We start from the raw sequence: 13,912 nt of genomic DNA on the forward strand, positions 1-13,912 counted from the left end.
CGCCGGGGGGAGAGGTGCGCAGCGGCAGGGCGCTCCGGCAAGGAATAGATGTGTACTTTTCCGTACAATAATGATACTTATTTGACAATCTTATCTCTAGTATAAAGTATACATCGTGAAGCGAGAATGTCAAATCCTTTGGCGCAATTTTTTGCAAAAGCAAAGAAATCTTTGCCGAAGCATAACCGACAGGAATGCCGGACAAGCTGAAATGAAGCAAAAAGGAGGGCGCAGAGAATGGCACAGGAAGAGAAAAATATCCCCGTGGAGCAGCAGCGATTGGAAAAAGAGCAGATCGAGGACATGGGCAGCGTCTACCGCACCCGGGGCGCTCACGCCATCCACTGTCTGACTGTCATCGGGCAGGTGGAGGGCCATGTGGAAGCCCCGCAGGGCCAGAAGACCACCAAGTATGAGCACGTCATCCCCCAGCTGGTGGCTGTGCAGGAAGACCCTGCCATCGAGGGGCTGCTGGTGCTGCTCAACACCGTGGGCGGAGATGTGGAGGCCGGGCTTGCGCTGGCCGAACTCATCGCCAGCATCTCGAAGCCCAGTGCGGCGGTGGTGCTGGGCGGAGGCCACTCCATCGGCATCCCGCTGGCCGTCAGCGCCCAGCGGAGTTTCATCGTGCCCACCGCCACCATGACGGTCCACCCCGTCCGCCACTCGGGGATGATCTTGGGCGTACCCCAGACCATGCGCTGGTTCGAGCAGATGCAGGAGCGGATCACCGGCTTCGTCGCGGCCCACAGCGGCATCTCGGAAAAGCGGTACACCGAGCTGATGATGCGCACCGGCGAGCTGGTCATGGATGTGGGTACCGTGCTGGACGGCCGGAAAGCCGTGCGGGAAAAGCTCATCGACGAGCTGGGCGGGCTGTCGGATGCGCTGGCGTGGCTCTACCGAGAAATCGAGGGGAAATAAATTGCCATTTGACTTTTCCCGTGGTACAATGAAAGAATCGAATCGTATCGGGATTCTTCCATCGTCACCGACAGAGCCGCCTCGGGCGCGCCCTGCTTCTATATATAGGATAAGGAACGGGTTTTAGGGATCATGGCAAAAAGAAAACGCAGAACTTCCGCGCGGGGCAGCGCCTCGCGCCGCAAAAAACGGTCGCAGGACCGGATGCCAGCGGGGCTTGTCACCCTGTTCGCAGGGCTGGTGCTCATGGCGCTGGCCTTCGTGCCGGGCAGCTCGGCATGGCGCACGATGCACGACGTTCTGTTCGGCCTGTTCGGCTGTGGAAGCTTTGTGGTGGGGGCGGCGCTGTGCTATCTGGCCATCCTCTACACCCGGGGCGAAGACCTCCTGCCCCACATCGCCAAGCTTATGCTGGGCCTTATCTTCGCCAGCGGCACGGTCATCGTCTTTTCGGACATCCCCACCGACCAGACCGCCGCGCAGATGACCGCCGCCTGCTATCAGAATGGGATGAGTGCATGGCTCTCGGGCGGCGCACTGGGCGCTGTGCTGGGCGGGACGCTCCTGCTGCTCTGCGGCAGACCTGCCGCTAACTTGGTCATGGCGGCGCTGGCGGCCTGCGCCAGCCTGTACATCTTTGACATCACCCCCGCCGAGTGCTGGCAGTGGCTCTGCAATGTGGGCGGCAGCGTCCACGAAAAGGGCCTCGCGGTCCACGAGCAGAACGCCGCCCGCCGTGCCGAGCGCCTTGCGGCCCGCGCGGCAGAAGAGGCCGAAGCGGAGGAGTACGATGGGTATGACGACGACTTCCCCGAGGACGAGGAAGACTACAGCGAAGAAGAGCCGGAGGCTCCGGCGTTCCACATCCAGCCTCCCGGCTGGCTGGCGGGCGTTTTCCACTGGGGCCATCAGATGATGCAGGGCGGCGGGCCGGCCGCACCTGCGCCTGCCGAACCTGCGCCTGCCGAACCTGCCCCGTCTCAGCCCGAGCCTGTCCCGGTGCAGGTGGAAAAGCCCCGGCCCCGCGCCCCCTTTGACATCGACCTCGGCCCGGACCATACGACCGTCACCGAGGGCGGCAGCGAACCCATCGAGCCGATCATCCTCGGCCCCGGCGGGACCTTTGGGATGGACCCGCTCCACCGTGCACCCATCCGCGCCACCGTGACCCCCATCGTGCCGGATGCGGTGGACACCGCCGCCGAAGATTTCTTTGCGGCCCAACCGGAACCGCCTGCCGCGCCGACCGTGACGCCCGCTGCCCCGGTGGAAGAGACCGAAACTCCGGAGCCGCCGCTCTCCTTCGGCATCCCGCTCTATGAGCCGACGCCTGCGCCGGAGGCTGCCCCACAGCCGGTCAGCGCCGAGAATGCGGCGGCCTTCCGCTCGGAGCCGGATGAGGACGGCTGGATCAGCATCACCAGCGAACCGGTGGAGGAAAAAGACCTCAACACGCTGGTGGCGGCGGCCATGGAAAAGCCCGCCGTCTCGGAGGAGCAGGCCGCGAAGGCCCCTGCAGAGGAGGCCGAGACGGAAGAGAGCTTCCAGTATCAGTACCCCTCCATCGAGTTGTTCGAGCGTGCTCCCGACGAGGGCGACCCCGGCGCGGAGGATGAGCTGAAGGCCAACGCCCAGAAGCTGGTGGACACGCTGGAGAGCTTCGGCGTCCGCACCCGTGTGCTGGACATTTCCCGCGGCCCGTCGGTCACACGGTATGAGGTGCAGCCGATGGCGGGCGTCAAGATCAGCCGCATCACCTCGCTGGCGGACGACATTGCCCTGAACCTCGCGGTGGCCGATGTCCGTATGGAGGCCCCCATCCCCGGCAAGCCCGCCGTGGGCATCGAGGTGCCCAACCACAAGAAAACGCCGGTCTACATCCGCAGCGTCTTCGAGAGCCAGAGCTTCCTGCGGATGACCTCGCCGCTGGGCATCGCGCTGGGCAAGGACATCGCCGGTGTGGCGCAGGTGGCCGACCTGTGCAAGATGCCCCATCTGCTCATCGCGGGCAGCACTGGCAGCGGCAAATCGGTCTGTGTCAACAGCATCATCATGAGCCTGCTCTTCCGTTCCAGCCCCGAGGACGTCAAGCTCCTGCTCATCGACCCCAAGGTGGTCGAGCTGGCGGAGTATAACGGCATCCCCCACCTGCTGATGCCCGTCGTCACCGAGCCGCGCAAGGCGGCAGGCGCACTGGGCGGCGCGGTGCAGGAGATGGAGCGCCGCTACCACCTCTTTGCCGAGAACAATGTCCGCGACATCAAATCCTTCAACAAGCTGGCAGCCAACGACCCGAACCTCGAGAAGATGCCCTACATCGCCATCATCATCGACGAGCTGGCCGATCTGATGATGGTGGTCGGCAAGGATGTGGAGGACTCCATCTGCCGCATCGCCCAGAAGGCCCGAGCGGCCGGTATGCACCTCATCGTGGCGACTCAGCGCCCCAGCGTGGACGTCATCACCGGTCTCATCAAAGCCAACATCCCCAGCCGCATCGCCTTCGCCGTGTCCAGTCAGGTGGACAGCCGCACCATCCTCGACGGTGCCGGTGCCGAAAAGCTGCTGGGTATGGGTGATATGCTCTTTATGCCGGTGGGCGCACCCAAGCCCACCCGCATCCAAGGCACTTTTGTGCGGGATGAGGAGATCAGCCGGGTGCTGGACTTCATCAAGAAGAGCGCCACCGTCCAGTACGACGAGGCCATGATCGAGGCGATGGAAAAACACGCCATTCAGGACGGCAAGAAGGGCAGCGGCTCTGCCGACTCCGATGAGGAGGGCGGCAGCGACCCGATGCTCAAGCAGGCTGTGGAGGTGGTCATCGACGCCGGTCAGGCGTCTACGAGCCTTCTGCAGCGCCGCTGCAAGCTGGGCTACGCCCGCGCCGCCCGCATCATGGACGAAATGGAAGAAAAAGGCATCATCGGCCCTTATGAGGGCGCGAAGCCTCGCGCTGTCCTCATCAGCCGCCAGCAGTGGCTGGAGATGCAGATGAATCAGCCGGATGAATGACCGCTCAGTCAAAGCCTTCCAGTTTTGCCAGCTTCCCTGTTAGAAAAGCCGCTGGCGCGCCGGGCAGGTACTGTTTAACAAAAGAGATAAAGGATAACTATGGAACATTACACCGAATTTCTCCCCATCAGCCGGGCCGACATGGAGGCCCGGGGGTGGGAACAGCTGGACTTTGTGGTGGTGGGCGGCGACGCCTATGTGGACCACCCCAGTTTCGGCACCGCCATCATCAGCCGCCTGCTGGAAGCCGAGGGCTACAAGGTGGGCGTGCTGGCCCAGCCCCGCTACAGCGACTGCGAGGACTTCAAGCGGTTCGGCAAGCCGAAGTACGGTTTCTTCATCGGCGGCGGCAACGTAGACAGCATGGTCAGCCATTACTCGGTCGCCAAGATCCCCCGCGCCGAGGACGAGTACTCCCCCGGCGGCAAAGGCGGCGCACGGCCCGACCGCAGCGCCACCGTCTACACCAGACTTGCAAAGCAGGCTTACCCCGATCTGCCCGTCATTCTGGGCGGCCTCGAGGCCTCGCTGCGCCGATTCGCCCATTACGACTACTGGCTGGACACCGTCCTGCCCAGCATCGCCGAGGACTCAGGCGCGGACATCATCAGCTTCGGCATGGGCGAGCACCAGACCGTGGCGATCGCCCGCCGTCTGGCGGCAGGAGAGCCGGTGGAGAGCATCACCGACGTGGATGGTACCTGCTACATGACCGACTTCGACCACCTGCCCGAGCGGTATGTGGAGTGTGCCGGCTTCAAGAAGGTGGCCTCCGATAAGGTGGCCTACGCCAAGGCCTGCCGCATCCAGATGGACAATCAGGATGTCGTCAGCGGCAATATCATCGTCCAGAAGCAGAGCGAAAAGTACCTCGTCCAGAACATCCCCGCCAAGCCCCTCGTCCGCTGGGAGCTGGATAAGGTCTACGCCCTGCCCTACACCCGCCGCTACCACCCCATCTACGAGGCCATGGGCGGCGTGCCTGCCATCCGCGAGGTGCAGTTCTCCATCATCCAGAACCGCGGCTGCTTCGGCGGCTGCAACTTCTGCGCCATCCAGCTGCATCAGGGGCGGCGCGTCACCAGCCGCAGCGCCGACAGCATCGTGGCCGAGGCGGAGCGGATGACCCACGAGCCGGATTTCAAGGGCTACATCCATGACGTCGGCGGCCCGACGGCCAACTTCCGCTTCCCGTCCTGCCGGGAGCAGATGCTGCGCGGTATGTGCAGCGGCGGCAAGCACTGTCTTGCCCCCACCACCTGCTCTCACATGATCGTGGACCACAGCGACTATCTGAAGATCCTCCGCCGCGTCCGGGAGCTGCCCGGCGTCAAGAAGGTCTTTATCCGCAGCGGCATCCGCTTTGACTACCTGATGGCTGACCCCGACGACACCTTCTTCAAGGAGCTGGTGGAGTACCACGTTTCCGGACAGCTGAAGGTCGCGCCCGAGCACTGCGCCCCCAACACCCTCGCCTACATGGGCAAGCCCCCCATCGAGACCTTCAACAAGTTCAAGGATAAGTTCTACGAGCTGAGCAAGAAGGCAGGCAAAAAGCAGTACCTCGTGCCCTACCTCATGTCCAGCCACCCGGGCAGCACCCTCAAGGATGCCGTCTATCTGGCAGAGTACCTTTATAAGAACCATATGCGCCCCGAGCAGGTGCAGGACTTCTATCCCACCCCCGGCACGGTGAGCACCTGTATGTTCTACACCGGCCTCGACCCCTACACCCTCAAGCCTGTGTTCGTGGAAAAGACCGCCGAGGGCAAGGCCCTGCAGCGTGCCCTGCTCCAGTACTATGAGCCGCGCAACGCGGAAAAGGTCATCAAGGCGCTGAAGATGACCCACCGGGAGGACCTGATCCCCCTGCTGGTGCCCGCTGCGGGCCGCATCGCCGTCCAGCGCTCGGCCCGCAGGGCGGAGGCCGCAGACGTGACCATCCACGGGGACGGCACCTATACCGTCCGGCCCAGAGGCAAGGGCAGCAAAAACGCGAAGCCGCAGGGCAGCAGCCCGGCGGGCCGCGATCCGGCGGGCCGCCAGCCCAGCCCCAGTGCACGCTTTGCGCCCCACTCTGCTCCGGCGCACAAACCGAAAAGTAATCAACAGAAAGAGAACGCATCGTGGAAAACTTCAAAAAAGAAAAAGTGACCGCCCGAAAGCTCATGAGCCGGCTTGCGGCGCTGGCCCTTGCAGCGGCCCTTGTGCTGGGCCTTGTGGGCTGTGACACCTCCTCCGCTCTCCCCGGCGGCAGCGCCGACCTCATCCCGAACCCTGCCGCCTCCCAGACCGTCCCGGCCGACGGACAGGACGCCGCCTTCCAGATGCACTTCATCGATGTGGGGCAGGCCCTCAGCGTCTTGGTGGAGTGCGACGGACAGTTCATGCTCTATGACGGCGGCAATGTGGACGACGGCAGTCTGGTCGTCTCCTACTTGCAGAGTCAGGGGGTCGAGCAGCTGGAATACGTCTTCTGCTCCCACGCCCACGAGGACCATGTGGGAGGTCTGGCCGCTGCGCTGGCCTACTTCCCGGCCTACCACGTCTACAGCCCCGTGACGGAGGCCTCCACCAAGTGCTTCAAGGATTTTGTCAAGTACACCCAGCAGCAGAACCTCCAAGTCGAGGTGCCCACGGTGGGCACCCAGTGGGCGCTGGGCAGCGCCACCGTGACCATGCTTGGCCCGGTGGCCCAGTATGAGGAAACCAACGACACCTCCATCGTCCTGCGCATCGACTACGGCGCGACCAGCTTTCTGCTGACAGGCGATATGGAGGCCGACGCCGAGCGCGACCTTGTGGCCAGCGGCGCGAACCTCAAGGTGGACGTTTTGCAGGTGGGGCACCACGGTTCCAGCACCTCTACGAGCTATGTTTTCCTGAACGCCGTCCTGCCCAAAATGGGCATCATTTCCTGCGGGGTCAACAACAAATACGGCCACCCCCACGAGGAGACCCTGAGCATCCTGCGGGATGCTGGCGTGGACGTCTACCGCACCGACCTTCTGGGAACCATCACGGTGTCCAGCGACGGCCAGAACTACACGGTGGCCACCGAGCACTATGCCACCGACGCCGAGCTGAACCCCACCGACCCGGCGGCGTCCAGCACCGCCCAGCAGGCCTACATCGGCAACGTGAACAGCAAAAAGTTCCACCTGCCCAGCTGCCCGAATCTCCCGGCGGAGAAGAATCAGATCCTCTTCTCCAGCTACGACGAGGCTGTGGCCGCAGGCTACAGCCCCTGCGCTACCTGCATCAAATAAGATGACCGCTCAGTAAAAAAAGGCCAGAGTTATTTTCGCTTGAAGGTGTCATCAGCGAAAGATTCTATCGAACTATCCGCTTTTTCCATTCCTGTCGCAATTTTTTCAACGCTTCAAACGTATCTAAATTAAAGTGGCATATCATCTCCCTTTTCACACATCCTTGCCGTTTTCAGACAGGAGGTTGCTTTTATGAAAGTATCTGCCGACTATCGTATGCTCGCTCTCGATGCCCTGCGCGGAAAATGGAAAACTGCTGTTCTGACAGGCATTGCCGCCAGTGCGCTCGGTGCTACCATTTCGAGCAGTTCCAACAGCATCGCATCCAATTCCAAGCAGGGAACGGACATCCATTTTGAACTGTTCTCCCAGCCCAACGGCGGTCGGCTGCTTGCCGTTCTGCTTGCCGGCATTGGCCTGTGGGCGATCCTCCAACTGATCGTGGGCGGTGCAGTTCAGCTGGGATATGCTCGTTTTAATCTGAACCTTGTGGATGGAAAGGATGCGGCCTTCTCGGATCTGTTCTCGCAGAAAGACCGTCTGTGGGATGGCTTCTGCATGAAGATCCTGCAGGGACTGTACATCGTCCTCTGGTCGCTGCTGTTGGTGATTCCGGGAATCGTGAAAATATACAGCTATGCGATGACACCTTACATCATGGCCGAGCATCCTTCGCTGACCGCAAATGAAGCAATCACAGAATCCCGGCGGATCATGGGCGGCAACAAATGGCGGCTGTTTTGTCTGGATCTCAGCTTCATTGGCTGGGAGCTGCTCTGTGCGCTGCCGCTGTATGCCGGCTATTTCCTATTTCTAAACAATTTCTCCGGTTCGGAAGCGATGGCGATTTCCATTGTTCTTCTGCTGGCAATCCCATTGAGCATTGGTTTTTTCTTCGTGCGCCCCTATGAGGAAGCTGCATGGGCCACGTTCTACCGCGATATTACCGCAGCACCTACCGAACCGGATGAAACATATTGATTTTTAGAACACCAATTTATGCTGAGAAAGCAAGAAAAAGGGGCTGTTGCACCGGGTTTTATCCTTGTGCAACAGCCCCTTTTTGTGCGTCGTTTCAGCAGTGATACAAAACTCCCCGCCGGGAGCACGCGGGATGCTTCCGGCGGGGAGGAGTTAGGAGGAGGCTGAAAAAATTATTTGTTGGCGAAATCGGAGATGCGCTCCACGATGCGGATCAGATCTTCCAGCGTGGTCTTTTCCTTGGGCAGGTAGCTGTTGCCGGTCTTGGCGGTGACAAAGCCGAAGTAGGCGCTGGCACCCACGTTGTCCTCGTACACGGATTCGATCTGGCTGGCGTCGTCGAACTTCGGCTGAGTGCCCAGCGTCTCGTTGTAAGGCACGCCGCAGGACAGCAGAGCGATGTGGCCCATCTCGTCGCGGTCGATGGTGGAATCGGGCAGGAAAGCGGTGCGCTTTGCACCTTCAGAGTTGGTGACACCGGCGTTGTACAGAGTGCCCTGTGCGATGGCGCTGGTGGGGTCTTTCAGCTCGATCATGCCGGCCTCGACCACAGCGGCGATGACGCCGTAATCCGGGTCGCTTGCGGGAATGTCGGAGATCGTGACCGGTGCAGACGGGGCGGTCAGATTCCACAGCTTGCCCAGCATCTTGGCGCATTCGCGCTTGGTGATGGGGCGGTTCAGGTCGAGTGCGTCGTTCTCGTCGATGTAACCCTTGGAGGCAGCGCGCAGCAGCTCGGCATCATTGGTGGTGCCGGCGATCTCGGCGCTCCGCAGAACCTTGTAGGGGATGCTGGCGTCCTGATTGCCGCTCCGGTCGGTGGAGACGAACTTGATGTACTTTCCGGCCAGATAAGAGGGAACCGCATAGCTGCGGCGGATGCGGAAGAAATGGTAATCGCCGTCGGCGCTGTCCGAGATCAGCCACTTGCTGCTCAGGTCGGTATCTTCGCCGCCCAGCAGGGTGGAGCTGCCCTCAATGCGCTGGCCCGGGACAGGAACGCCGAGGATCTTGGTCTCCACGGGACGGGGGTAGGTCTTGCCGTTGATGGTCACGTTCTCCATGACGGGATCTTCCCAGTTCAGAGCGCGGATGTCGGTGCCGACGTTGGAGATATTCACATTGCGGAACACCAGACCAGTGATGGGAACTTCCTCAAAAGCCTCCATGAAGATGCCGTACTCGCCGCCGCTGCTGGTCAGGTTCTCGATGGTGATGTTCTTGAACTGAGGCAGATAATTACCATCACGGCCCACATCGTACAGCATGGTGGCGTGGACGACGGCGTTGCCGACGGATTTGACCTTGGAGTTGCGCAGATAGATGTTCTCCACAGCGCCGCCGCGCTCTGCGTTGGTCTTGAAGCGCAGGGCGTAGTTCAGAGTGGGGCTGTCGAAGGTGTTGTTGTCTGCGAACAGGTTCTTGATGCCGCCGCTCATCTCGCTGCCGCAGGCGATGCCGCCGTGGCCGTCTGCGAAGGTGTTGTTGCGGATGATGAGGTTCTGGGTGGGATGACCGGCTTCGCCCAGCTCACGGCCATCGCGGTTGCGGCCGGCCTTGACGGCGATGCAGTCGTCACCGGTGTTGAAGAAGCAGTTCTCGATCAGGACGTAGTTGCAGTTTTCGGGGTCACAGCCGTCGTTGTTGTAGCCGTGGGTGTCGATGGTGACGCCGCGGGCGGTGAAGTTGGTGCAGAGGACGGGGTTCAGCTCCCACATAGGAGAGTTGGCGATGGTGACGCCCTCGATCAGGACGTTGGTGCACTCGATGGGCTGGTAGAAGTTGGGACGCAGATAGTGGCCTTCGCCGAAGATACGCTCCTCTGCGGGGGTGCCGTTGTCGGTCATCTTGCGCAGCAGCTTGACGTCGTTGTTGCCGGGCTTAGTGATGGTGCCGTCCGGGTTGACGGTACGGGACCAGTTCCACCAGTTGTTCTTGTCGGCCTGACCATCGAGGGTGCCCTTGCCGGTCAGAGCGATGTTCTCCTGCTGATAAGCGTAGATCAGCGGGCTCCAGTTGTACAGCTTGGAGCCTTCGTAGTGGGCGAACACCAGCGGGTAGTTGGCCGGGGTGATGTCCCGGGTGAAGCGCAGGATGGTGTCCTTGCTTTCCAGATGCAGGTTGACGTTGCTCTTGAGGGTGATGGCGCCGACGTCATACACACCGGAAGGGATGACGACCGTGCCGCCGCCGTGGGCGCTGGTCTCGTCGATGGCGCGCTGGATGGCTGCGGTGTCCAGTTTACCGTCGTTGGGGACGGCACCGTAGTCCAGAACATTGACCGTGTAGGCAGGGAATACGGGGTCAGAAATGTGGGTCAGGATCTCTTCGGCCATGTCCCAAGACAGGTCGTTGGAGTTGGTAGCAGCAGGAGTGACCTTGCGCAGGCAATTCTCGTCTGCGGCTGCTGCATGAGGCAGGCTGGAAAGGAGCAGTGCGGCAGAGGTCGCACCGGCAGAGGTGAGAAACTGACGGCGAGTGATTTTTTTCATGATACAATACTCCTTACACTTCGTGCGGGTTGAAGGATGCATCCCTTCGCAGGCGGTGCGCTCCGTAAGATGGCTAAAGTATAGTAAAGATCTCACAAAATTTCAACGGCAGATGAAAAATGTCCTAGTTTTTTAAAGAAAGTATTGAAATATATCAGTTATCTTGCATAAGATTCCGGAAGACATGGTTTCGGGAGGATGGAAGGGCGGAGGAGGAAAAGGCAAAAAATAACACCAGCGCGGCAGATGTGATACGAAATCGCATCTGCCGCGCTGGTGGCTCGATCCAAAATCAAAAAATGTTCAGCGTCCGCGTCCTGCGCCGCCGCCGTGGCTGCTGCCGCCGCCCATGCCGCCAAAACTGCCGCCGCTGCGGCCAGCTCCGCCGAAACCGGAGCCGCCGCCCATACCGCCAAAGCCGCCGAAACCGCCTCCACGGGGAGGCCGAGGCCCGCGCGGGCCTCTCGGGCCGCGGGGACCGCCGTAAAAACCGCCGCCGGGGCCGAAGTCATCGTAAGGGCCGCGCGGAGGACGGGGGCCTCTGCGCCGCCGTGCGCCGAACCAGCCGAAGGGACCCCAGTACCAGCCAAAGGAGTGGCCGAGGGGGGTGATGAAGACAAAGAAGAGGGCGATGGTCACGATGATATAAGCCAGCAGCTCAAAAAGCCCTCCGATGATGTTCCCCAAAGAGGCGTGTGCCGGATGGCTGGGGTTCGGGACTGCATTTCCGTCGGGAGAAATGGTGGCACCGTTCAGGCTGACGCCATAGACCTCTGCGATGGTGTTTGCCACATTGGTGGCGCAGGTGAGGACGGCGGCGTCGTACTTCTTGGCGGCGAAGTCGTCCTCCATCGTCTGCACGAGGGTGCTTGCCTGATCGGCCAGCATGGTGCTGCGGAAGCCGTCGCCGTAGGTCAGGTAGTAGTCGCCGTCGGCGTACTGGGCCGACTGCATCACCAGCAGGATGAGCACACCGTTGTTCTTGCTGGCGCTGCTGATGCCCCAAGCGTTGAAGGCCGCTGTGGCGTAGTCCTCGGTGGTGGCGCTGCCGGTGTAATCCACGGTCAGCACGCCGATCTGTGCACCGTCACAGCTGGCCGAGAGCTGTGCGTTGATGGTCTCAAGCTCGGTGGTGGTGCTGTCGCTCAGGACACCGGCGTCGTCCACGACGCACTTGTCCTTCGGCAGGCTGGGCAGCTGGATGGTGGCAGCAGAAGCTGCCGGGGCCAGCGCCGTGAGGCCCACCACGACAACAAGGAACAGGGCCGCCATCCGGCGGGAGAGCGTTTTCATCGTCTTCATGCGAAAAGTTCCACCTCCTGTACGCCGAACAGCCTGCCCAGCAGATTGGCCGGGAAGCCGCCGACGTCGCTTTGATAGCTCTGGACTGCGTCGTTATAATGCAGGTTGCTGAGGATGGTCTGGGCGCTGTTGAACTGGCTGTACTGCCCCTGCACCGCGCCCATCTTCATGGGGTCTGCGGCCTGCTCCTGCAGTTTCGCGTAGAGCTGGCCGATGGCTGTGCCCAGCGCCTCGTTCGACTGGTAGAGCATGTGCATTCTGCCGCCGGTATAGACGCTCAGAGAGTCCAGTGCGTGGGTCTTGCCGTCGGACTGCACCGCCCCGAGGCAGGCGGAAAAGGAGTCCAGCGCGGCCTGAGCCGTCTGCATCTCGGCGCTGTCAGCACCCAGCGTATTGGACGCCGTGGTGATGATGTTGGCGGCGGTGTTGAGCCGTGTGGTCAATTTCTCATTCAGGGTATAGCCGCCGTCTGCGGCCACGCCGGTGGAGAACCAGCCCTTGGCCGCAGCGTACTTGGCCCGGACCTTCGCTCCGCCAAAGCCGACAAAGCATCCCAGCATCACCACGATGCTCAGGATGACGGCCACGGCCTGCCTGCCCAGCGCGGCGGGCAGGGCTTTTTCAAGACCGGCCAGCTTCTGCTGGAAGGGCGTCAGCCGAACTTCCTCCTCGGCAGGCTTTGCGGCGCGGTAGCTGGAAGCGTCAAAGCCGCCGGTCGTATTCGGTTGTCTGGAAAAATCTGCGTTTGCCATTTCAGCTCCGGATCTCCATCATCTTCTGTTTCAGCTCATCTTCGATGCGGGTCAGCTCCTGCTCGGCGGCGGCACGCTTTGCGCGGCCCTCGCGCTGGATCTTGTTCAGCTCGTCCAGCGTCTCGATGAGGCTCTTGTTGGTCTGCTGCAGGGTCTCGATGTCCACCACGCCGCGCTGGGACTCTTTGGCCGTCTCGATAGTGCCCATCTTGAGGGCGTCGGCGTTCTTCTTCAGCAGCTCGTTGGTCATGTCGGTGACGGCACGCTCGGCCTGCATGGCCTGCTGGCTGTGGGCCAGACCCAGCGCCAGCACCATCTGGTTTTTCCACAGGGGGATGGTGTTGACGATGGTGGACTGGATCTTTTCGGCCATCATGGAGTTGTTGTTCTGCAAAAGCCGGATCTGGGGACCCATTTGTAAGCTGATGGTGCGGGTCAGCTCGAGGTCATAGAGCTTTTTCTCGAACCGCTCGCACTGGTCGGCGAGGTCGCGGGCTTTCTGCGCATCCTCGGGCTGACCGGAGGCCTTGGCCTTATCCATGGCCTGCTGCAGCTCGTTTGCGCGGAAATCGGCCAGCTTTTTCTTACCGGCGAGGATATACATACTCAGTTCTTTGAAGTAGGCCATGTTCAGATCGTACATCTTATCCAGCATGGCAATGTCCTTGAGCAGCTGCACCTGATGCTTCTCGAGGGCAGACTGGATGGTCTCGACATTCGTCTCGGCCTTGTTGTACTTGGTCTTCATGCTGTCGAGCTGACTGCCCTTTTTCTTGAAGAAGCCGAGGATGCCTTTTTCCTCCTCGGCGGCGTCGAAGCTCTTCAGCTCGCCGATGAGGTCGGTGATCATGCCGCCCACCTCGCCGAGGTCTTTGGTGGACACCTTAGAAAGGGCTGCCTCCGAGAAGTCGCCGATCTTCTTCTGGCAGGCAGAGCCGTACTGGAGCACCTGCTGGCTGTTGGTGATGTCGATCTTCTGGGCGAAGGAGTCCACCATCGCCTGTTCCTCGGGGGTCAGCCTGACCTGCTGCTCGGGCGCGGGGGCCTCAACAGGCTCCGGCTGCTTTTCCTCCGCAGGGGCTTCCACCGGGTCGAGGGTCAGGGTGGGGACTGCGGGTGCGTCGAGATCGAAATTGAACGTGTTGTCAGCCATGGGGGATTCCTTCCTTTCCAATAA

At 61.3% G+C, this 13,912-nt stretch carries 9 protein-coding genes; 5 read left to right on the forward strand and 4 right to left on the reverse strand.

What is annotated here, in order from left to right:
• The first annotated feature begins 237 nt into the window (after nt 1-237).
• The 5 genes from MTP38_RS02250 to MTP38_RS02270 all read left to right on the forward strand — a co-directional run bounded on the left by MTP38_RS02250 (nt 238) and on the right by MTP38_RS02270 (nt 8,189).
• Nucleotides 238-924 carry a ClpP family protease gene (locus MTP38_RS02250; protein WP_249234118.1) on the forward strand — a complete coding sequence of 229 codons (687 nt, stop codon included), beginning with the start codon at nt 238-240 and terminating at the stop codon, nt 922-924.
• Between the two features lie 132 nt (nt 925-1,056).
• Nucleotides 1,057-3,939 (forward strand): DNA translocase FtsK, encoded by a 2,883-nt coding sequence (locus tag MTP38_RS02255; protein WP_249234119.1) that lies wholly within the window; start codon nt 1,057-1,059, stop codon nt 3,937-3,939.
• Between the two features lie 99 nt (nt 3,940-4,038).
• Entirely contained in the window at nt 4,039-6,093 is a 2,055-nt protein-coding gene (locus MTP38_RS02260; protein ID WP_249234120.1) for a YgiQ family radical SAM protein, read from the forward strand.
• Nucleotides 6,066-7,208 (forward strand): MBL fold metallo-hydrolase, encoded by a 1,143-nt coding sequence (locus MTP38_RS02265; RefSeq protein ID WP_249234121.1) that lies wholly within the window; start codon nt 6,066-6,068, stop codon nt 7,206-7,208. Before MTP38_RS02260 ends, MTP38_RS02265 begins: the two co-directional genes overlap by 28 nt.
• A gap of 192 nt (nt 7,209-7,400) precedes the next feature.
• Nucleotides 7,401-8,189: a DUF975 family protein gene (locus MTP38_RS02270; RefSeq protein WP_249234122.1), complete on the forward strand. Its 789-nt coding sequence runs from the start codon at nt 7,401-7,403 to the stop codon at nt 8,187-8,189.
• Between the two features lie 173 nt (nt 8,190-8,362).
• On the opposite strand, the gene MTP38_RS02275 is transcribed toward MTP38_RS02270, so the two are convergent.
• From MTP38_RS02275 to MTP38_RS02290, 4 genes are all read right to left on the reverse strand, one after another.
• Nucleotides 8,363-10,681: a glycosyl hydrolase family 28 protein gene (locus MTP38_RS02275; RefSeq protein ID WP_249234123.1), complete on the reverse strand. Its 2,319-nt coding sequence runs from the start codon at nt 10,679-10,681 to the stop codon at nt 8,363-8,365.
• 303 nt (nt 10,682-10,984) lie between these two features.
• Complete coding sequence (locus tag MTP38_RS02280) at nt 10,985-11,983, reverse strand: TPM domain-containing protein (RefSeq protein ID WP_249234124.1); 999 nt, start codon at nt 11,981-11,983, stop codon at nt 10,985-10,987.
• The gene (locus MTP38_RS02285; protein ID WP_249234125.1) at nt 11,980-12,735 is read right to left on the reverse strand and encodes a LemA family protein; all 756 of its coding nucleotides are present in this window, start codon (nt 12,733-12,735) and stop codon (nt 11,980-11,982) included. Before MTP38_RS02285 ends, MTP38_RS02280 begins: the two co-directional genes overlap by 4 nt.
• 1 nt (nt 12,736) lies before the next feature.
• Nucleotides 12,737-13,888: a toxic anion resistance protein gene (locus MTP38_RS02290; RefSeq protein ID WP_227620919.1), complete on the reverse strand. Its 1,152-nt coding sequence runs from the start codon at nt 13,886-13,888 to the stop codon at nt 12,737-12,739.
• Nucleotides 13,889-13,912 lie beyond the last annotated feature (24 nt).

It is taken from the genome of Faecalibacterium sp. I3-3-89 (assembly GCF_023347275.1).
Taxonomy (GTDB): domain Bacteria; phylum Bacillota; class Clostridia; order Oscillospirales; family Ruminococcaceae; genus Faecalibacterium; species Faecalibacterium butyricigenerans.